This is a genomic window from Streptacidiphilus monticola, from assembly GCF_042658505.1.
Taxonomy (GTDB): domain Bacteria; phylum Actinomycetota; class Actinomycetes; order Streptomycetales; family Streptomycetaceae; genus Streptacidiphilus; species Streptacidiphilus monticola.
Genome location: NZ_JBHSQJ010000034.1, coordinates 23,211 through 41,264 on the forward strand (window position 1 = coordinate 23,211; position 18,054 = coordinate 41,264).

Consider the following 18,054-nt stretch of genomic DNA (forward strand, 5'->3'; position numbering starts at 1 on the left):
GTACGCCCTAGCGGGTCGCCTTCTTGACGAGGACGACGACCGCCGCGGCGAGGGCCACGATGACCAGGGCCTTGAAGACGAAGCCGAAGAGGAAGCTGGCGATGCCGATGATGGCTCCGATGACTGCGAACACGATCCACAGCGCGAGGATCACACCGACCGCCAAGGCCGCGAGTCGACCCCAGCCGGGGAGCGCCTTCCAGAACTCGTTCATGCTGTCCGTCCTCCCCCTCGGGATCACTTGCTGACATCACCGATCGTACGGGCGGGACCCCGCGCTCCCGAAGGGTTGATGCCCCTGAGAACACCCGGAGAAGACCCTTATCCGGCCGACTCGGGGTGACCCTCAGTCAGCGGTCGGGACGGGCCAGGCCTCGCCGCGCCAGGCGGCGTCCCAGAACATCCACTCGTACCGCGCGGTGGTGGCGAAGTGCCGTGCGGCACGGGCGCGTTCGCTGTCGGAGAGCTCCGGCCCGATCCGGTCGGCCAGGTCCAGCACCCGGCGGACGACGCCCTGGAACTCCTCGGCGCCGTAGGCGGCGATCCACCGTGCGTACAGCGGATCGGGGGAGGACTTCTCCAGCAAAGCCTCGCCGACCCGGGCGTAGATCCAGTAGCACGGCAGCACGGCGGCCAGGCCCTCGGCGAAGGAGCCCGAGTAGACGGTGGCGAGCAGGTAGCTGGTGTAGGCCAAGGTGGTCGGCAGAACCGGCTGCTCCGGGCCCTCGCCCAGCTCCGCCGTGAACTCGGCGTGCATGCCCTGCTCGGCGGCGATGGCCCCGACCGCGTCGTCCGCGAAGGCCCGCACGTCCGCGTCGGTCGGCGCCTTGGCCGCGCAGACCGCCAGGGCCCGGGCGTAGTCGCGCAGGTAGTGCGAGTCCTGCTGGACGAAATGGCGGAAGGCCGGACGTGGCAGGCTGCCGTCGGTGAGTCCGCGCAGGAAGGGGTGGGCGAGGATCTCCGCGTAGACCTCCTCGGCGGAGGCCCACAGCTCCTGAGTGAACGTCATGCTCAGCTCTCCGGCGGTGAGAAGACGACGAGCACCCGCAGGTCCTCGCTGATGTGGTGGAACCGGTGCGGCACGCCGGCCGGCACGTAGGCCACCGTGCCCCGGCCGACCGTGGTGGTCTCCTCGCCCACGGTCAGGTAGGCGCGTCCGCTGACGACGAGGTAGACCTCGTCCTGCCGGTGCGGCTGCTGCGGGTCGGTGGCGCCCGCGTCCAGCGCGTAGAGGCCGACGGACATGTGCGGCTCGCGCAGGAAGCTGAGGTAGGCGCCCTCGTTCGCGGCCCTCTCGGCGTCGAGGTCGTCCAGGCGGAATACCTTCATGGCGGCCATCCAACCAGACGGCCCCGGGCGGCCCGGCGCCGGAAGCGGGGAGGCGGGCGTCCCGGCAGGGCTCCGGCTTGCGGTCCCGGGGAGCCGCCTCGCGCAACAGTCCGGTACCAGGACAGGGACACGAACCTTCCGGGTCTTCCCCGGCACGGTGGGCGCCTGCCACGATCACCGCATGATGAAGTTCGTCCTCAAGACCCTGATCAACGCGGTCGCCATCTGGATCGCCGCCTGGCTGGTCAGCGGGATCACGCTGACCAACGGCAGCTGGGGGCACCAGGCGCTGACCGTGATCCTGGTCGCCCTCGTCTTCGGCGTCGTCAACTTCGTGATCAAGCCGATCGTGAAGCTCTTCTCGTTCCCGCTCTTCGTGCTGACGCTGGGTCTGATCACCTTCGTGATCAACGCGCTGATGCTGTGGCTGACCTCCTGGGCCTCGGGCAGGCTGCACCTCGACTTCCACGTCGACGGCTTCGTGTCCGCGCTGGTCGGCTCGCTGATCATCTCCGTCGTCGCCTGGGCGATGCACCTGGTGGTGCGCGACGAGGACTGAACCGGCACTGACGGCGCCTCAGGCCCGCTCAGGCCGCGCCGAGGATCTCCTCCAGCTTCCGGTCCAGCGAGTCCTCCGTGTGCTCCTGTCCCATCGGGAGCACACGGTCGGTTCGTCCGAGGAAGGCGATCAGCGGCACCGCCGGCGAGCGCAGCACGGCCGCGCCGCCCGGCGAGCAGAGCTTGATGTCGACGTCGCAGAAGTCGGCGTCCGGGCCGGGCACCGGGGCGATCCGCACGTCACCCTCCCCGCTGGGCCGGCTGATCCCGTCGAGCAGCAGCTCCCGGCCGAAGACCCAGGTGACCGGCGGGTCCCCCGGCAGGTGGAAGGTCAGGCTGACGGCGAACGGGTCGGCAGCGTCGTAGGAGAGCTGCACATCGGTCTCGAAGGCCAGGTCCTCCGACGCCAGTAGGTTCATGACGAGCTGCCCCTTGACCAAGCTGTGCATCTGCATCGCGCCGCCTCTCGCCTCGGTCTTCCCCGTGGTCCCCGTGGTCCCCCGCTTCCCCCTGTGTCTCCATGGTCGCTTTGCGTATCAATCCGACCAAGAGTGACTTTTTCAGATGGTGATAGCGAAGCGCTCCAGCACCGCCCCCACCCGCTGGCTCAGCCGTTCCGCCGCCGAGGGCAGCCGGTGCGCCTGCTCGGCGGGAAGGGACAGCGCCACGGTGCACAGAGCCGCGCCGACCGTCACCGGGACCGCCGCGCACACCACCCCGGGTGCGTATTCCTGGTATTCCATCACCGGGCGGCCCGGATGCCGCGCCTCCCAACGGCGCAGCAGCACCGACGGATCCGTCACCGAGCGTGGTGTCAGCGCCTCGGGGCGGTGACGTGACAGGTAGTCAAGGCGTCCCTCCCGGTCGAGTTGGCCGAGCAGGCACTGGCCGATCGCGTGGGCGTGCCCGGTGGCCCCGATGTCGGCCCAGACGTCCACCGCGGGAGTGGCGGCCGTCTCGGACAGCGCCACGATCTCCGGCCGCCCGTGGCGGTAGACGCCGAAGTAGGTGGCCGCGCCCAGCTGTTCCCGCAGTTCGTGGAGGAGCCGCTGGATCGCCTCGTGCCCCTGCGCTTGTTCGTGACGCCCCGTCAGCTGGGAGACCGACTCGCCCAACCGGTACAGCCCGGCGCTGCGGACCAGGTATCCCTCGTGGGCCAGGGTGCGCAGCAGGTGGTAGGCGGTGGGCAGCGGGAGGTCGGCGGCGCGCGCCAACTGCTTGGCCGTGGCGCCCTGCCGGTGCCGGCCGACCGCCTCCAGCAGGCGCAGCGCCCGCTGCACCGAGCCGATCAACGTCGGTGTCCGTTCGGCCTGCGCCAATGGTGGTCCCCCCTTCGGGCTTCGGGCCTCATCACCTTGCATAGGCGATTCGGACGCGACAGCTCCACATCTTGCCCTGCGTGTCGGCGCCTTGTCCCCCTCCGGGGACGGACCGGTCGTCCCCCGTTCGGCGGGGGTTTCACCACCGGTCGCTCGCGGCACACTCACCACGTGGCTGTCCGACCCGTGGTCAAGCGCACCGCACGCGCCATCCTGCTCGACACCAGCACCGGGACTCCGGAGCTGGTCCTGATCAAGCGCACCAAGCCCGACCGGCCGCCGTACTGGATCACCCCCGGCGGCGGCGTAGAACCCGGTGACACCAGCGTGGTCGCCGCGCTGCACCGGGAGATCGCGGAGGAGCTCGGCGGCAAGGCGGTCGACGTCGTCCCCGCCTTCGTCGACACCGTCCCGCACACCCTCCACGACCACCTCGAGGACGCACACCCGCACGGGGTGAAGGTCCAGCACTTCTTCCTGTGCCGACTGGACTCGATGGACCCCGCGAAACGCCACGGGCCCGAAGTGGACGAGCCCAACGGCGAGTACGAGATCGTCCGCGTCCCCTTCACCCGTGAGGGCGTCACCTCGGTCAACGTGGTGCCCCCCGCGCTGCGCGCCTACCTGGCCGCCAACATCGAGGGGCTCACCGCCCTGCTCAGCGACGACCTCGGCCTCTGAGCGCGGTCGACTCCTCCGGCAGATCCGCCAGGTCGTGCCGGACCAGCTCCGCGGGGACGCCCGCATGCCCCAGCGCCGTGACGGTGCGCCGGACCATCGCCGGCGGCCCGGAGACGCAGGCGCGGTAGCCGTCCCACGGCCCGTAGCCGGCCACCACCTCGGGCAGCCGCCCGACCGCGTCCACGTGCGGACCGCCGTCGCCGCCGGCCTCGGAGACGCAGGTGCGCACCGACAGCCAGGAGTGACGCCGGGTCAGCTCCACCAGGTACGGGGCGGCGTAGAGGTCGCGGGGGCGCCTGGCTCCGTAGAACAGCTCCACCTTGCGGGTGCCGCCCTGGGCCGCCAGTTCCTCGACCAGCGCCAGCAGCGGCGCGATCCCGGTGCCTCCGCCGACCAGCAGCAGCGGGTCGGCGGTGTCCTGATCCAGCGTCATCCCGCCCTGCGGGGGCCCGAGTCGGAGCCGCACCCCCGGCTGGGCGTGCAGCACCAGCGCGTTGCTGACCCACCCGGCGGGCACCGCCTTGACGTGGAAGCTGAGCAGCCCGGCGCGGTTGGGGGCGTTGGCGATCGAGTAGTGCCGCCAGACCCGCGGCCACCACGGGACCTCCAGTTGCGTGTGCTGCCCGGCCCGGAAGGGGTAGGGCTGGTCGGTGCGGACGGTGACCACGGCGACGTCCGAGGTACGGCGGTCCACGGAGACCACCTCGCCCTGCCACCAGGCCGGCGAGTGCCGGGCGTCCTCGGCCGCGGCGGCGATCATCACGCGGCTGATCAGCCCGAAGAGGCGGACCCACGCCTGGCGGGTCGGCCCGTCCCAGCGGCTTCCGCAGTAACGTTCCAGCGCGGCGAGCAGGGCGGCGCCCACGGGGCCGTAGTGCTCGTCGCGCACGCCGAACTTGCGGTGGACGACGGCGAGTCGGGAGAGGTAGCTGCTGAGCGCGGGCACGTCGTCCGCAGTGCGGGCTGCCGCGAGCAGGGCCCGGAACAGCCGGTCGCGCTGCACGTCCATGGCTGCCGGGAACAGCGCCCGCAGTTCGGGCCTGGCCAGGAACAGCACCGCGTAGAAGTGCGCGGTCGCCCGGTCCGCCACCGGCTCGACGACCATGAGGCTGCGGCGCAGCAGCGTGATCTCCTCCGGGCTGGGCAGCCCGGTGTCGGTGGGCGGCGGGCCCGGCAGGGGCGGCTGCTCGGGCAGCGGCGGGGCGGTGGCCGCCGCGAGCAGCCGCGCGGACAGCGTGACTCCCGCCTGCGGGTCCGCGGTGGCCGCGGTCCCGCCCGGCAGCACGGCGTCGGGCGTCGGGACACCGGTGAAGGCGACGGGAGTCAGCCCGAGTTGGGCGATCCCGTCGTCGTCCGGTCGCGTGCCGGGGGCGGCGGTCCCCGATGCCTCAGGCGCGATCTCCGGTCCCGGCAGCACCCCGAGCGGGCGGCGCCGCCGCTTCTCCCGTCCGGGAGGCATGGCGGTCCCCGCCCCCACCGACACCGGGCTGCCCAGCCCGGCCCCGGCCTTCGCGTGTGCCTCCGCCTCGGCCTTCGCGTGTGCCTCCGCCTCGGCCTTCGCGTGTGCCTCCGCCTTCGCGTCCGCCTCCGCCTTCGCCGGGCGGGCGGAGTCTGGCTCCGGTGCCGCGTCGGCGGTGGGCGCGGGCTGAGCGGGCGGGGCCCCGACGGCCGCCGTCGGGGCCGCCCAGGCGGTGCCCGGCTCCGTCTCGGCGGACGGAACGGGCTGAGCCAGCGCGGTCACTGCGCCGCGGGAGGCGGCGACGCCCGCCGCGGTGTGCGCCGCGTTGCCCGGCAAGGTGCGCACCGGGGCGGAGAACGTGGCCGGGAGCTCGGCCGGGGACACCTGCGGCACGGCCATCGTCAGGGGTGGAACCTCCGTCGCGCCCCCGCGCCGCGACGAGTCGGTCCGCTTCCCTGCCGATGTGCCGGAACGCCCGCTTCCAGAACCGGAGTTGCCCCGGCCACCGGACCCCTTGGGCGTGCGGGCCCGCTGCTTCTTGTGTCCGGTCGAGGCCGCCCGTGCGGCCGCCGCGCTCCGACGCAGCGGTCGGGCGGGCGTCTCCGGCGCAGCGGGGGCGTCCTGCTGTGGCCCCAACGGCCCGTCCGCCTGTGCCGACCCGCCGTCCCGGTCCAGCCCGTCGTCCTGGTCACGCTCGCCGTCCTGGTCCAGCCCGTCGTCCCGGTCCGGTGCCGTCGCGGGGGGCACCGGCGCCGCCCCGGCGGAACGGTTCTGCGCGGCCCTCGCGGCCCCCCTCGGCGCACGCGCGCTCAGGGGCATGACCGCCACCACCGCACCGGGCGCGGGCAGCAGTGGCGGGGCCCCGGCCGGGGCCACCGGGGCGGCCGCCCAGGCCCGGGTCCACGCATCGTCAGGAACCGCTGCGGGCAGGGCACTCGGCTGGTACGCGGGCCGCTCGGGGATCTCCGGCAGCGCCGCCGTGTCCGCTTCGGCGGCCGCGGCCGGGGCCGCGACCTCCTCCGGGACGTCACCGTGCTTCTTCGAATTGAGTGCGCTTCCGATCGCCACCTGAAGCTTCTTCTCCCGTCGTGTCAGCGGGGTCCACTGCCTTTCGCAGCGTGGCACGGACAAACTGCTGATCCGACAAATAGGGTGAAGAATGGGGCGCGCGCGTCGCGGACGCGCTACTCTGCCGCGCGCCCGCACGCCGCCGTTCGAGGGCGGCCTCGGGACCGCATCGGCGCGTCCGCGGCCGCTACTCCTCCGGCAGGCCCAACTCCCTTACCAGACGCCGCTTCGCCCGTGCGCCCACGAGCGACTTCACCGGCCGGCCGCGTTCGAAGAGCAGGAACGTCGGCATCGACAGCACCGCGTAGGCCGCCTGCGTCTCCAGGTTGCGGTCCACGTCCAGCTGGACCACCCGCAGCCGCCCCTCCCGCTCTCGCGCCAACTCCTCCAGCACGGGTGCCATCTGCCGGCACGGCGGGCACCAGTCCGCAGTGAACTCCACCAGCACCGGCAGCTTCTCGGCCAGCACCCGCTCCGCGAAGTCCGCGTCCGTCACCACATCCACGTCAGCCATCCGAGCCCCTCCCCTTCCTGTTCCGCTGCTGCTCCGTCAACTCGCAGACCGGCTGCGGCGGCTGGGACGCGTCCAGCTCCAGCTCCGCGCGGAGCAGCTGCGCACCCACCTGCGCCCGCACCTGCTGCAGCCGCTCGATACAGGCGTCCAGCTCGGCGAGCTTGCGCCGGTAGACCTCCAGCGAGGCCGGGCACACGTCGCCGGACGGGTGCCCGGCCCGCAGGCAGTCGACGAAGGGGCGGGTCTCCTCCAGCTCGAAGCCGAAGTCCTGCAGCAGCCGGATCTGCTCGAGCAGCCGCAGGTCCTCCTCGTCGTACTGCCGGTAGCCGTTGCCGGTCCGCCGCGCGGGCAGCAGCCCGCGCGTCTCGTAGTACCGCAGCGTCCGGGTGGTCGTCCCGGCGCGCTCGGCCAGTTCGCCGATCCGCATGCTCCGACCGTAGACCTTGACTCCGACGTCAAGGCCAGCGCCGGTGTCGGCGTGGGGTCCAGGCGTCAGGTCCAGACGTCAGGGCGGGCGTCAGGGGCGGGCGCCAGGAGCGGGCGTCGGCGTCAGTCCTCGCGGGGCTCGCTCCCGGGCCGGCCGGTGTTCGCCTCGGCACCCGCGTGCAGCAGGGCCGGGAGGGTCAGCTCGGCGTAGGTCGCGTTGACGGCGTCGACCAGCGCCTGCGGATCGTCCGGGTGCTCGGCCAGCCGGGCGTCGAAGTCACGCAGGTAGCCGCTGGTGAAGTCGAGCACCTGCGCCGCGTCGTCCGCCCGCCCCGGCGTCCGGTGCCCGGCGACGACCTTGGCCGTGCCCAGGCCGCGCAGCACCTCCAGGTCCGCGAGCCAGTCGGCCCGCTGCGCGGGGTCGGTGTCCGCCGTCCACACGTGGGTCCCGTTGAAGGCCAGGTCTCCCGCGATGACGGTGTCCGCCTGCGGGACGTGCACGGCACTGCCCCGGCCCAGGTGCAGCACCGTCAGCTCGGCCTCGTCCACCGGCAGCGTGTCCGCGGGCAACGGGCCGGGCACGACGGGGGAGGACGTGATGTCGTCGCCCAGCACCCACTGCCACCGCGCGACCTCGCCCAGGCCGGTGCGGGTGATCGCCTCGATCACCTCCGGCGCGGCGTAGACGGGCGTTCCGGGGAAGAGCCGCAGCACCTCCTCCGTGCCGAAGTAGTGGTCGGCGTAGCTGCTGGTCACGATGATCGCGGTAAGCCGCCGCGCCTTGCCGGCGACCCACTCGGCCAGCTCCCGCCCGGCGCTGCGGGTGAGCTGGGTGTCCACGAGGATCGCCTCGGAGTCCCCGTGCACCAGCGCGGACGTGGTGAAGTACGCCCCCTCGGGCCCGGTGAACACGTCCACCTCGACAGCCATCGCCGCTCCGCTCCTCGCCCGCCGCACCCGTCCTTGCCCCTGCCCGCCAGCCTCCGCCGTACCCCGGCCGACGGCCCAGCGGAACGACGCGAACGGGTGACCAGCGCCCGCCCCGGCCAATCCGGTTGACGGCACGTCAGGCAGGGGGCAGGGTGCCTCCCGTGACTCCGACGAAGCGCAGCCGACGCACGCGACGCTCTACGACATCCGTGTACACGCTGGGTTCCCATCCGCTTCGCCCGAAGGACCACCGACCATGCAGCTCCGCGACTACCGGCCTGCCGACGAGCGCTCCTGGCTCCACTGCCGGGTGCTCGCCTTTCTGAGCACGCCCTACTTCGACGACGTCCTGACGTCCAAGCCGACCATCGCCCCACCGGGCTTCAGCCTGGTCATGGCGCAGGACGGCGAGGGCAGCGGGCAGATCACGGGCGTGATCGACGTCGCCATCGACGGCACGCTCGCCACGATCGAGACCATCGCCGTACACCCGGACCATCAGCGCACAGGCCTCGGCCGCGCGCTCCTCCACGCCGCGCGCGCCCGCGCCCGTGCGGCGGGTGCGGATCATCTGGACGCCTGGACCCGTGACCAGCCGGAGACCCTCGCCTGGTATCGGGCCCGGGGCTTCGCCGAGAGCGAGCACTACGTGCACGTCTACGCGAACCACTACACCGACCCGGCGGAGCTGGCCCGTGCGGTCCCCGGCCCGCGCCCCGGCCTCCGACCCGTCACCGCCTTCCTTCACGCCCCGCTTGCACGGGAGGCGGAACTGCGCCGCGAATTCCGCCGCGTCCACGTCTGCCGCCGCTTCACGCTGCCCCTCTGACCCCTGAGCGCAGCCGAGCCGGGATGCCGGTGAGCCGCATCCTGACCCAGGTGACGGCCCAGTGTCCGCAGGGCCTGGATGCCCTGCTCTGCGGGCAGACCTCGGCCGACTGACAATGGACGTTCACCGGTCGGCGTGGGGCAGGGTGCCCGATGGCGCCGCCGCGCTCGGGCACGGCACTCGCCGGCCGAGCCCGTTCTCCAGGACACCGGCTGCGCGGCCTGACGCGGGGGCAGCGCACGCGCCCGCAAGCGCGCCGCGACGCACTGCGAAGGGGCTGTCTCAGGGCGCGTCATCCCTCACTCTGCAGGCCGAAGAGGTCGTAGCACGGTTCCAGCCCCTCGATGACCAGGTGCGGGCGGCGGGGCCGGGCCTGCCACAGCGCCCGCGGGAGGCGCAGCCGACGCTCCGTCACCGGGGCGCCGCGGACCACCGCCCGGTGCACGCCGTCGTCGAGATAGCCGAGCTTGCGGGAGACCGCGAAGGACGCCGCGTTGTCGCTGAACGCGCCGGAGAGCGCGTATTCCGCGCCCAGCCCGGCGAAGGCCAACTCCAGGACGGCCGCCCGCATCTCCGTGCCGATGCCCTGGCCCTGGTGGTCGAGCCCGAGCCAGGAGCCGGTACCGACCTCCCGCAGCACCGCGAAGTCCCGTGCCCCGATGCTCTGCAGCCCCACCGCACGGCCCTCCGCGAAGACCGCCAGGTTCAGGTCCCAGCTGTCGGGCGTCCATTCGCCCTGGCAGCGCCAGAAGTGCTGCACCACCGAGCGCGCCCGCGCCCCGGGCTCGAGATCCGTCCACGGCACCAGGAACGGCATCCGCTCGGGCGGATGCACCCCGCGCGCCGCCAACTCCGCGAGTTCGGCCAGTTCCTCGCCCTGGGGGAGCCGCAGCTCCAGGCGCTCCGTGCGCAGACGCAGCCCCAGCAGGGGCCAGTGATCGCTCAGCATGCGCCATTGTCGGCTCGGCCGAATCGCCCCCGCATCCCGAATTCCCCCAGCATGCTGGGCGGATGGCCGAGCGGATCACGCCCGTCGCCGCACGGGACCGGTCATCGGCCTGGTCGCCCGGGCCACGGCCGTCGCCCGGCACTACCGGCGCCGCGGTGGGACGAGCGGCTGCCAAACGCGCCCGACGGCCGCATCCTCGTGCACCGGCAGCCGTCCACCGCCGCTTCCCCGGCCGCCTCAACCGGCTCCTGGGCGGGGGTCGACCCGGTGGGAAAGGCCATTCGCAGCCAGCCGCAAGGGAGTTGGCGGAGGAGCCGGGTGGCGTGCGCACCCGCCCCCGGCGGCTCTCCACCCACCTGTGCCAAGGCGCGATCAGCCCACAACGGCTGGGCGTGCACCACGTCCAGGTCCCCGCCGACACCAGCCCCGCCCCCAGGCGAGCAGCCGGCACGACCGGCTCGCCCCGGACGAACCTCAGGCCGCACTCGGCCGGCCCCTCTGCCTCCCCGACGCCGTCCCGCTCCGGCCCCGCTACCGCGAGCCGCTCCCGGGCTCCTGACCACTCCTGACTCGGCCCGGCTCCCTTCCCTGACAGTCGTTGTCAGGGAAGCTCCGAAGACTGAACCCCATGACCCATCCGGCCCGCACCGCCAGGCTGCTCGTCGCCGCCGCCTTCACCACCGCCCTCGGCAACAACGTCCAACTCATCGCCGGCGCCCTGCTACTGGTCCGCGAGCAGCACACGATGACCTCCGTGGGCTGGCTCTTCGTCGCCGTTGCCCTGCCGCAGGCGCTGCTCTCCCCCGCCTTCGGCCGGCTCGCCGACCGACTCGACCGGCGCACCCTGTGGATCGCCTGCGACAGCCTCAGCGCCGCCGTCGCCCTCGCCCTCCCGCTCTGGCTCACCCACGGCGGAGCCGCCCAACCCGGCATCTACCTCGCCAACTTCGCGCTCGCGCTGATCGCGGCACTCTTCTTCCCGGTCAGCGCCGCCCTCGTCAAGGAGCGCATCCCCGGGGGCGAGCCGCTGCGCCGCTTCAACAGCGGCTACGAGATGGCCACCCAGGCCGGCATGCTGCTCTCGGCCACCGTCGGCGGCATCGCCGTCCAGGCCGTGGGTGCCGTTCCACTGCTGGTCTTCAACGCCGCCACCTTCGCCGTGTCGGCGCTCTGCGTCACCGGACTCGGCCGCCGGGCCTCCGCGACCGGGACCGCCCCGACGCCGGACGACGCCGCGCCCCACCCGGCTCCCGCGCCGACCGCTCCGGCCCCGCGCCTCGCGCGGCTGATCCTGCTCTACGCCCAGGGCAGCGTCGTGGTCACCGTCTTCAACGCCCTGCTGCCCACCTACGTGCTGGCCGAACTCCACCGAGGGACCGCCCTCTTCGGCGCCGTCGACGCCCTGGGCAGCCTCGGATTCCTGGCCGCCGCCGTCGCCTACCGGCTCGCGGCACGTCGGCTTCCCGACCTGCGCATCGCCCTGGCGGGCTTCCTGACGTGCAGTCTGCTCCTGCTGGCACAAGGCCAGTTCGGGGTCCCCGGTCTGCTCGTGCTGGTGCCGCTGGGCGCCTTCGTCTTCGGCCAGGCCCGCATCGCCTCCCGCAACCTGCTGATGGCCGCCGCCGACCCAGCTGCGGCCGGCCGCGCCTTCGGTCTCGCCAATGCGGGCGGACTCGCGGCGACCGTGCTCACCATGCTGCTCGTGGCCACCGTCACCGACCGGACCGACGCCGGGCACGGCTTCGCGCTGCTCGCCGTTCTCGGCGCCGCCGCCAGCCTCTCCGCTCTGCTGCTGCACCGCGGTTCCCCGGGCCCGGCCCGCCGGGCCCCGGCTCAGGAGTACCGCTCGGCCAGGTTCCGCACGGCCAGGACCATCGCCTGGCGCAGCTCCGGCGGCCCCAGCACCTCGGCGTCCGCACCCCAGGCGAGCACCATCGGCACCGCCAGCGCCACCGACTCCACCGGCACCGTGACCGTCACCCAGCCGTCGGCTCCCGACCCCTCGGCATCCGCGTCCCCGGCGGCCGCGCCCGCGGCCGACTCGGCGACAGCGCGGACCACCGCGGCGTCGACGAGGTCGGGAAGCCGCGCCACCAGTTCCTGACGCAGCCTCAGCACCGCGTGCAGCCGCAGCCGCCGGGCGTCGTACTCGGCCAGGTACGCCTCCCAGTGGGCCGCCAGGTCGAAGCCCGCTGGCCGCTCGAAGCAGCCGCCCTCGGCCTGGACGTCCAGCACCTGCGAGACCCGGTAGGTGCGCACCGCCCCGGCGGCGCCCTCCGGCGCGGCGGCCCCCGCTGCCCCGACGACCCCCGCGACCAGGTACCAGACGCCGCTCTTGAGCACGAGCCCGTACGGCTCCACCTGGCGTACGACCTCCTGCGGCGCCGCCCAACGCCGGTAGCGCATCCGCAACCGCCGCTGCTGCCACACAGCGTCCGCGACCACCGCCAGATGCGGGGGCGCGTCCTGCTCCCGGTACCAGCCGGGGGCGTCGAGGTGGAACCGCTCGCGCACCCGCCCCGCCCGTCCGCGCAGCGGGGCGGGCAGCGCGGCCTCCAGCTTCAGCTGGGCCACGGCCAGCACCCGGTCCAGCCCGAGCCCCGCCGCGGCACCCGGTGCCCCGGAGAGGAACAGCGACTCCGCCTCCTCGGCCTGAAGCCCCGTCAACTGCGTCCGGTAGCCGTCCAGCAGGCGGAACCCGCCCCCGTGCCCGGCATCGCCGTACACCGGGACCCCGGCTCCGTTGAGCGCCTCGACATCCCGGTACACCGTGCGGACGGAGACCTCCAGCTCCGCCGACAGCTGCTCGGCCGTCATCCGGCCGCGACTCTGCAGCAGCAGCACCATCGCGACCAAGCGCCCGGCCCGCACGGCTCCCTCCCGGCCGGACTAGCTCTGCGCCATGTCGACGAAGCGGGAGTAGTGGCCCTGGAACGCCACCGTGATGGTGGCGGTCGGGCCGTTGCGGTGCTTGGCCACGATCAGGTCCGCCTCACCCGCACGCGGGGACTCCTTCTCGTAGGCGTCCTCGCGGTGCAGCAGGATGACCATGTCCGCGTCCTGCTCGATGCTGCCACTCTCACGCAGGTCGGAGACCATGGGCCGCTTGTCCGTCCGCTGCTCCGGGCCACGGTTCAGCTGGGACAGGGCGATGACCGGGAGCTCGAGCTCCTTGGCGAGCAGCTTGAGGTTGCGGGACATCTCCGAGACCTCCTGCTGCCGGCTTTCGGGGCGGCGGGACCCGCCGCTCTGCATCAGCTGGAGGTAGTCGATGACGACGAGCCGCAAATCGTTTCTCTGCTTGAGCCGGCGGCACTTGGCCCGGATCTCCATCATCGAGAGGTTCGGCGAGTCGTCGATGTAGAGGGGGGAGTCGTTGAGGTCCTGCATCCGGCGCGCAAGGCGGGTCCAGTCCTCGTCGGTCATGTTGCCGGAGCGCATGTGGTGCAGAGCGACCCGGGCCTCGGCGGAGAGCAGGCGCATCGCGATCTCGTTGCGCCCCATCTCAAGGGAGAAGAAGACGCTCGGGATCTTGTGCTTGACCGAGCAGGACCGGGCGAAGTCCAACGCCAGCGTGGACTTGCCCATGGCCGGGCGGGCCGCCACAACGATCATCTGTCCCGGGTGCAGGCCGTTCGTGAGCGCGTCGAGGTCCGCGAAACCGGTCGGAACGCCCGACATCTGGCCGCTGCGCGAGCCGATGGACTCGATCTCGTCGAGCGCGCCCTCCATGATCTCGCCGAGGACGGCGTAGTCCTCGTTGGTGCGCTGCTCGGTGACGGCGTAGATCTCGGCCTGCGCCCGGTTCACGATCTCGTCGACGTCGCCCTCGGAGGCGTAGCCCATCTGCGCGATCCGGGTGCCGGCCTCCACCAGGCGGCGCAGCACCGCCCGCTCGTGGACGATCTCGGCGTAGTACTCCGCGTTGGCCGCGGTGGGCACCGAGTTGACCAGGGTGTGCAGATAGGCCGGGCCGCCGACGCGGGTGATCTCACCGCGCTTGACGAGTTCGCTCGCGACGGTGATCGGGTCGGCCGGCTCGCCGCGGGCGTAGAGGTCGAGGATCGCGCTGTGGATCAGCTCGTGCGCGGGCCGGTAGTAGTCGCCGGGCTTGAGGACCTCGACGACGTCGGCGATGGCGTCCTTGGAGAGCAGCATGCCGCCGAGCACGGACTGCTCCGCGGCGAGGTCCTGCGGGGGCACCCGTTCGTAGGAGGCGTCGTCACCGCCGCTGCTGCCGCGGTTGTCCTCGGCGGTCGCCGTAACGCTGCGGCGACGGGAGGCGGGAAGGCGGTCACCGGGGGTGTCGGCGGCGAATCCGGATGCCCAGTCGTCGTCCGGGGGAGGGGGGATGTCGTCGTACGCGATCCCGGTCATACTGCCCTCCCTGTACCCGTTCCGTGCGCCTCCTCTTTCTACGGCACCGCTGTGACAACACGGCTTCCGAAACGGGTCCGCACGCGGGCGCGTCGCGTGGGCGGAGCGACCACGCTAAGGCCCGCGTCGGCTCAGCACCAACATGGTTATCCACAGGCCATGTGGACAACTGCTCCAGGCTTGTGGAGAACTGCCCCCAGCCTGTGCACTGCCCGGGGGACAACGTGTGGACAAACCGAAGATCCGCCCAGCGTCAACCCGCTGACCTGCGGGTACTCCGTCCACCGCCTGTGCACGGGAAAAACTTCCGGCTGGTGGCCGTGGAGCTGACGGAAGGTGTGCGCAAGGCTGCAGCATGCGCCCGTGAGTAAGCACCCGCTCCGCCTAGGCCTATTACCTGTGGATGACTTACCGTAGGACCATGCGCCGAGATCATGACCGCGAGATCCTCTCGCTCGCCATTCCCGCCTTCGGCGCACTGATCGCCGAGCCGCTGTTCCTGATGGCCGATTCGGCGATCGTGGGCCATCTGGGTACGGCCCAGCTGGCCGGCCTCGGCGTGGCCGCCGCGCTGCTGACCACCCTGGTCAACGTCTTCGTCTTCCTGGCCTACGCCACCACCGCCGCCGTGGCCCGCCGCATCGGCTCCGGAGACCGCCGGGCGGCCATCCAGCAGGGCATCGACGGAGTCTGGCTGGCGCTGCTGATCGCAGTGGTGGTGGTCGCCGCCGCGGTACCGCTCGCCGGTGAGCTCGCCCGTCTCTTCGGCGCCTCGACCAGCGCGGCCCCCTTCTCCGTGACCTATCTGCGGATCAGCGCGGTCGGCATCCCGGCCATGCTGGTCGTCCTCGCCGCGACCGGGGTGCTGCGGGGGCTCCAGGACACCCGTACGCCCCTTGTCGTCGCGGTCGCCGGTTTCACGTGGAACATCCTGCTCAACCTGGTGCTGGTCTACGGTGCCGGGCTGGGCATCGCCGGCTCGGCACTGGGCACGGTGATCTCCCAGTGGGGCATGGCGGCCGCCTATCTCGCGGTCGTCGTACGCGGAGCCCGGAGCACCGGTGCCAGCGTGAAACCGGACGTGGCCGGGATCCGGGCGAGTGCCACCGCGGGCGCTCCGCTCCTGGTGCGTACGCTCTCGCTGCGCGCGGTACTGCTCATCGCCACCGCCGTCGCCGCCCGGATGGGCGATGCGGACATGGCGGCCTATCAGATCGCGCTCACCCTCTGGAGTTTCCTGGCCTTCGCCCTGGACGCCATCGCCATCGCGGGCCAGGCGATCGTCGGCCGCTACCTGGGGGCGGGCGACGTCTCGGGCACCCGGGCCGCGACCCGGCGGATGGTGGAGTGGGGCGTCGGTACCGGCGTGGTCCTCGGCCTGCTGCTCGTGGTCGCCCGCCCGCTGCTGGAGCCCCTGTTCACCGCGGACCTGACGGTCCATCACCTGCTCGACCGGGCACTGCTGGTGGCCGGGCTGATGCAGCCGATCTGCGGCGTGGTCTTCGTGCTGGACGGGGTGCTGATGGGCGCGGGGGACGGCCCCTATCTGGCCTGGGCCATGCTCGGGACCCTGGCCGGCTACGCGCCGGTGGCGCTGACCTTCGGCAGCAGCGGCCTGGTGGCGCTGTGGCTGTCGATCGGGTTCTGCATGGTGCTGCGGATGCTGTTCCTGCTGCACCGGGCGCGCGGCTCGGCCTGGCTGGTCACCGGCGCGGTCCGCGCCTGAGCCCGCCGAGGTCTGAGCCACCGACGCTTGAACCCGCCGAGCGCCGAGCGCCCAGCGCCGCACCTGGGTGCCGGGCTGCCCTGGCATGGCGAAGGCCCGGTCCCCCTTGGTACGGAAGGGGGACCGGGCCTTCGGACGCGGTGCGTCTGCGTCAGGCGGCGACCACGTTGACGTTGACCTTGGCGGCCACGTCGGCGTGCAGCTTGACGGTCACCTGGTGCGTGCCGGTGGTCTTGATCGGCGAGCCGATCTCGACGCGGCGCTTGTCGACGGCCGGGCCGTCGACGGCCTTGATGGCGTCGACGACATCGCCCGGGGTCACCGAGCCGAACAGGCGACCGGCGTCACCCGCACGGACGGACAGCTTGACGTTCAGAGCCTCGAGCTTGGCCTTGACCTCGTTGGCCGCCTCGAGAGTCTGGATCTCGTGGATCTTGCGGGCGCGACGGATCGCGTCCACGTCCTTCTGGCCACCCTTGGTCCAGCGGATGGCGAAGCCACGCGGGACCAGGTAGTTGCGGGCGTACCCGTCCTTGACCTCGACAATGTCGCCGGCGGCGCCGAGGCCGGAGACCTCGTTGGTGAGGATGATCTTCATGGTTCGGTCACCCTCCTATTCAGCGAGCGGTCGAGGTGTAGGGCAGCAGGGCGACCTCGCGGCTGTTCTTCACAGCGGTAGCGACGTCACGCTGGTGCTGGGTGCAGTTGCCGGTGACCCGGCGGGCACGGATCTTCCCACGGTCGGAGATGAACTTGCGGAGCAGGTTCGTGTCCTTGTAGTCGACGTAGGTGATCTTGTCCTTGCAGAAGACGCAAACCTTCTTCTTCGGCTTGCGCACGGGCGGCTTCGCCATCGTGTACTCCAGTTTTGTTGATCAAGTCTGAGTGGGAGGGACCGGTTCCGATCCCACCCGGGCGCACTGTCCGCCTAGAACGGGGGCTCGTCCGAGTAGCCGCCGCCGGCCGGGGCACCCCAGCCGCCGCCCTGCTGGCCTCCGCCAGCGGGGGCGCTGGACGCCCACGGGTCGTCAGCCGGGCCGGACTGGCCGGAGCCACCGCCCCAACCGCCGCCCTGCTGGCCGCCACCGCCGTAGCCGCCGCCGAACCCGCCGCCACCACCCTGGCCACCGGAGCGCTGGGCGCGCGTGACCTTCGCGGTGGCCGAGCGCAGGCTCGGGCCGACCTCGTCGACCTCGACCTCGAAGACGGTCCGCTTCTCGCCTTCCTTGGTCTCGTAAGACCGCTGCCGCAGACGGCCCTGCACGATCACGCGCATGCCTCGCTGCAGCGACTCGGCGACGTTCTCCGCCGGCTGGCGCCAGACGTTGCACGTGAGGAAGAGGCTCTCGCCGTCCTTCCACTCGTTGGTCTGGCGGTCGAACGTGCGGGGAGTGGACGCGATGCGGAACTTCGCGACAGCCGCACCCGAGGGCGTGAAACGCAGCTCGGGGTCGTCGACAAGGTTGCCGACGAGGGTGATGACGGTCTCGCCTGCCATGATCGACCTCTCGGTGGAGTCGTTCCGAACAAACAGTGCTTCAGCGCCCGTTCAGCGATGGCCCCGCAGGGAGCCATCAGGCGCTTGGGTGTTGCCTCAGTGCGTGTCCGGGCGCAGGACCTTGGTGCGGAGCACCTGCTCGCTCAGGTTGAGCTGGCGGTCCAGCTCCTTGACGACAGCAGGCTCAGCCTTGATGTCGAGCACGGAGTAGATGCCCTCGGACTGCTTCTTGATCTCGTACGCGAGACGACGGCGACCCCAGGTGTCGACCTTCTCGACGTTGCCGCCACCCTGGCGGACCACGTTCAGGAAGCTCTCGATCAGGGGGGAGACAGCGCGCTCCTCAACCGAAGGGTCGAGGATCACCATGACCTCGTAGTGACGCATTGCG

Annotated in this window: 20 protein-coding genes and 1 pseudogene; 5 read left to right on the forward strand and 16 right to left on the reverse strand. The window is 72.3% G+C overall.

Features of this window, described 5'->3' with window-relative positions; genetic code table 11:
* Positions 1 to 7 precede the first annotated feature (7 nt).
* The 3 genes from ACFP3V_RS09545 to ACFP3V_RS09555 form a co-directional block, all read right to left on the reverse strand.
* Positions 8 to 214 (reverse strand): hypothetical protein, encoded by a 207-nt coding sequence (locus ACFP3V_RS09545; protein ID WP_380581919.1) that lies wholly within the window; start codon positions 212 to 214, stop codon positions 8 to 10.
* A gap of 132 nt (positions 215 to 346) precedes the next feature.
* Positions 347 to 1,009 (reverse strand): thiaminase II, encoded by a 663-nt coding sequence (tenA, locus tag ACFP3V_RS09550; protein ID WP_380581921.1) that lies wholly within the window; start codon positions 1,007 to 1,009, stop codon positions 347 to 349.
* Between the two features lie 2 nt (positions 1,010 to 1,011).
* On the reverse strand, positions 1,012 to 1,329 hold the full coding sequence (locus tag ACFP3V_RS09555) for a cupin domain-containing protein (RefSeq protein WP_380581923.1): 318 nt from the start codon (positions 1,327 to 1,329) through the stop codon (positions 1,012 to 1,014).
* Between the two features lie 181 nt (positions 1,330 to 1,510).
* Between ACFP3V_RS09555 and ACFP3V_RS09560 the strand changes: the two genes are divergently transcribed.
* Complete coding sequence (locus ACFP3V_RS09560) at positions 1,511 to 1,888, forward strand: phage holin family protein (RefSeq protein ID WP_380581925.1); 378 nt, start codon at positions 1,511 to 1,513, stop codon at positions 1,886 to 1,888.
* 28 nt (positions 1,889 to 1,916) lie between these two features.
* On the opposite strand, the gene ACFP3V_RS09565 is transcribed toward ACFP3V_RS09560, so the two are convergent.
* Positions 1,917 to 2,336, reverse strand: coding sequence for an SsgA family sporulation/cell division regulator (locus tag ACFP3V_RS09565; protein ID WP_380582037.1), 420 nt, complete (start codon positions 2,334 to 2,336; stop codon positions 1,917 to 1,919).
* Positions 2,337 to 2,447: 111 nt separating this feature from the next.
* Complete coding sequence (locus tag ACFP3V_RS09570; protein ID WP_380581927.1) at positions 2,448 to 3,206, reverse strand: IclR family transcriptional regulator; 759 nt, start codon at positions 3,204 to 3,206, stop codon at positions 2,448 to 2,450.
* 171 nt (positions 3,207 to 3,377) lie between these two features.
* On the opposite strand from ACFP3V_RS09570, the gene ACFP3V_RS09575 reads away from it, so the two are divergent.
* The gene (locus ACFP3V_RS09575) at positions 3,378 to 3,887 is read left to right on the forward strand and encodes an NUDIX hydrolase (protein ID WP_380581929.1); all 510 of its coding nucleotides are present in this window, start codon (positions 3,378 to 3,380) and stop codon (positions 3,885 to 3,887) included.
* On the opposite strand, the gene ACFP3V_RS09580 is transcribed toward ACFP3V_RS09575, so the two are convergent.
* The 4 genes from ACFP3V_RS09580 to ACFP3V_RS09595 form a co-directional block, all read right to left on the reverse strand.
* Entirely contained in the window at positions 3,865 to 6,414 is a 2,550-nt protein-coding gene (locus tag ACFP3V_RS09580; protein WP_380581931.1) for a globin domain-containing protein, read from the reverse strand. The genes ACFP3V_RS09575 and ACFP3V_RS09580 overlap by 23 nt on opposite strands.
* Positions 6,415 to 6,601: 187 nt before the next feature.
* A complete protein-coding gene (locus ACFP3V_RS09585; RefSeq protein WP_380581933.1) occupies positions 6,602 to 6,928 on the reverse strand; it encodes a thioredoxin family protein in 327 nt (108 codons plus the stop codon).
* Complete coding sequence (locus ACFP3V_RS09590; RefSeq protein ID WP_380581935.1) at positions 6,921 to 7,355, reverse strand: MerR family transcriptional regulator; 435 nt, start codon at positions 7,353 to 7,355, stop codon at positions 6,921 to 6,923. Before ACFP3V_RS09590 ends, ACFP3V_RS09585 begins: the two co-directional genes overlap by 8 nt.
* 122 nt (positions 7,356 to 7,477) lie before the next feature.
* The gene (locus ACFP3V_RS09595; RefSeq protein WP_380581937.1) at positions 7,478 to 8,284 is read right to left on the reverse strand and encodes an MBL fold metallo-hydrolase; all 807 of its coding nucleotides are present in this window, start codon (positions 8,282 to 8,284) and stop codon (positions 7,478 to 7,480) included.
* Between the two features lie 256 nt (positions 8,285 to 8,540).
* Between ACFP3V_RS09595 and ACFP3V_RS09600 the strand changes: the two genes are divergently transcribed.
* Entirely contained in the window at positions 8,541 to 9,113 is a 573-nt protein-coding gene (locus tag ACFP3V_RS09600) for a GNAT family N-acetyltransferase (protein WP_380581940.1), read from the forward strand.
* A 292-nt stretch (positions 9,114 to 9,405) separates the two neighbouring features.
* Here the strand turns inward: ACFP3V_RS09600 and ACFP3V_RS09605 are convergent, their stop codons facing one another.
* Positions 9,406 to 10,062, reverse strand: coding sequence for a GNAT family N-acetyltransferase (locus ACFP3V_RS09605; RefSeq protein ID WP_380581942.1), 657 nt, complete (start codon positions 10,060 to 10,062; stop codon positions 9,406 to 9,408).
* Positions 10,063 to 10,690: 628 nt separating this feature from the next.
* Between ACFP3V_RS09605 and ACFP3V_RS09610 the strand changes: the two are divergent.
* Positions 10,691 to 11,671, forward strand: a pseudogene (locus ACFP3V_RS09610) (MFS transporter); the annotation flags it as partial.
* Between the two features lie 224 nt (positions 11,672 to 11,895).
* Here ACFP3V_RS09610 and ACFP3V_RS09615 read toward each other — a convergent pair.
* Together ACFP3V_RS09615 and dnaB are read right to left on the reverse strand one after the other, a co-directional pair.
* On the reverse strand, positions 11,896 to 12,933 hold the full coding sequence (locus ACFP3V_RS09615; RefSeq protein ID WP_380581944.1) for a helix-turn-helix transcriptional regulator: 1,038 nt from the start codon (positions 12,931 to 12,933) through the stop codon (positions 11,896 to 11,898).
* 18 nt (positions 12,934 to 12,951) lie between these two features.
* The gene (gene dnaB, locus ACFP3V_RS09620; RefSeq protein WP_380581946.1) at positions 12,952 to 14,439 is read right to left on the reverse strand and encodes a replicative DNA helicase; all 1,488 of its coding nucleotides are present in this window, start codon (positions 14,437 to 14,439) and stop codon (positions 12,952 to 12,954) included.
* Between the two features lie 403 nt (positions 14,440 to 14,842).
* Between dnaB and ACFP3V_RS09625 the strand changes: the two genes are divergently transcribed.
* A complete protein-coding gene (locus ACFP3V_RS09625) occupies positions 14,843 to 16,165 on the forward strand; it encodes an MATE family efflux transporter (RefSeq protein ID WP_380581948.1) in 1,323 nt (440 codons plus the stop codon).
* A 151-nt stretch (positions 16,166 to 16,316) separates the two neighbouring features.
* On the opposite strand, the gene rplI is transcribed toward ACFP3V_RS09625, so the two are convergent.
* The 4 genes from rplI to rpsF all read right to left on the reverse strand — a co-directional run bounded on the left by rplI (position 16,317) and on the right by rpsF (position 18,050).
* Positions 16,317 to 16,763 (reverse strand): 50S ribosomal protein L9, encoded by a 447-nt coding sequence (gene rplI, locus ACFP3V_RS09630; protein ID WP_380581950.1) that lies wholly within the window; start codon positions 16,761 to 16,763, stop codon positions 16,317 to 16,319.
* Positions 16,764 to 16,782: 19 nt separating this feature from the next.
* Positions 16,783 to 17,019: a 30S ribosomal protein S18 gene (gene rpsR, locus ACFP3V_RS09635; protein ID WP_030254746.1), complete on the reverse strand. Its 237-nt coding sequence runs from the start codon at positions 17,017 to 17,019 to the stop codon at positions 16,783 to 16,785.
* A gap of 74 nt (positions 17,020 to 17,093) precedes the next feature.
* Positions 17,094 to 17,663, reverse strand: a complete 570-nt coding sequence (locus ACFP3V_RS09640; protein WP_380581952.1) for a single-stranded DNA-binding protein — start codon at positions 17,661 to 17,663, stop codon at positions 17,094 to 17,096.
* 96 nt (positions 17,664 to 17,759) lie between these two features.
* Positions 17,760 to 18,050: a 30S ribosomal protein S6 gene (gene rpsF, locus ACFP3V_RS09645; RefSeq protein WP_380581954.1), complete on the reverse strand. Its 291-nt coding sequence runs from the start codon at positions 18,048 to 18,050 to the stop codon at positions 17,760 to 17,762.
* Between the last annotated feature and the right edge of the window lie 4 nt (positions 18,051 to 18,054).

Excerpts from the sequence above, each read along its gene's own strand:
- ACFP3V_RS09545 (WP_380581919.1), bottom strand. The coding sequence starts at position 214 with ATGAACGAGTTCTGGAAGGCGCTCCCCGGCTGGGGTCGACTCGCGGCC.
- tenA (WP_380581921.1), bottom strand. The coding sequence starts at position 1,009 with ATGACGTTCACTCAGGAGCTGTGGGCCTCCGCCGAGGAGGTCTACGCG.
- ACFP3V_RS09555 (WP_380581923.1), bottom strand. The coding sequence starts at position 1,329 with ATGAAGGTATTCCGCCTGGACGACCTCGACGCCGAGAGGGCCGCGAAC.
- ACFP3V_RS09560 (WP_380581925.1), top strand. The coding sequence starts at position 1,511 with ATGATGAAGTTCGTCCTCAAGACCCTGATCAACGCGGTCGCCATCTGG.
- ACFP3V_RS09565 (WP_380582037.1), bottom strand. The coding sequence starts at position 2,336 with ATGCACAGCTTGGTCAAGGGGCAGCTCGTCATGAACCTACTGGCGTCG.
- ACFP3V_RS09585 (WP_380581933.1), bottom strand. The coding sequence starts at position 6,928 with ATGGCTGACGTGGATGTGGTGACGGACGCGGACTTCGCGGAGCGGGTG.
- ACFP3V_RS09590 (WP_380581935.1), bottom strand. The coding sequence starts at position 7,355 with ATGCGGATCGGCGAACTGGCCGAGCGCGCCGGGACGACCACCCGGACG.
- ACFP3V_RS09595 (WP_380581937.1), bottom strand. The coding sequence starts at position 8,284 with ATGGCTGTCGAGGTGGACGTGTTCACCGGGCCCGAGGGGGCGTACTTC.
- ACFP3V_RS09600 (WP_380581940.1), top strand. The coding sequence starts at position 8,541 with ATGCAGCTCCGCGACTACCGGCCTGCCGACGAGCGCTCCTGGCTCCAC.
- ACFP3V_RS09605 (WP_380581942.1), bottom strand. The coding sequence starts at position 10,062 with ATGCTGAGCGATCACTGGCCCCTGCTGGGGCTGCGTCTGCGCACGGAG.
- dnaB (WP_380581946.1), bottom strand. The coding sequence starts at position 14,439 with ATGACCGGGATCGCGTACGACGACATCCCCCCTCCCCCGGACGACGAC.
- ACFP3V_RS09625 (WP_380581948.1), top strand. The coding sequence starts at position 14,843 with ATGACTTACCGTAGGACCATGCGCCGAGATCATGACCGCGAGATCCTC.
- rplI (WP_380581950.1), bottom strand. The coding sequence starts at position 16,763 with ATGAAGATCATCCTCACCAACGAGGTCTCCGGCCTCGGCGCCGCCGGC.
- rpsR (WP_030254746.1), bottom strand. The coding sequence starts at position 17,019 with ATGGCGAAGCCGCCCGTGCGCAAGCCGAAGAAGAAGGTTTGCGTCTTC.
- ACFP3V_RS09640 (WP_380581952.1), bottom strand. The coding sequence starts at position 17,663 with ATGGCAGGCGAGACCGTCATCACCCTCGTCGGCAACCTTGTCGACGAC.
- rpsF (WP_380581954.1), bottom strand. The coding sequence starts at position 18,050 with ATGCGTCACTACGAGGTCATGGTGATCCTCGACCCTTCGGTTGAGGAG.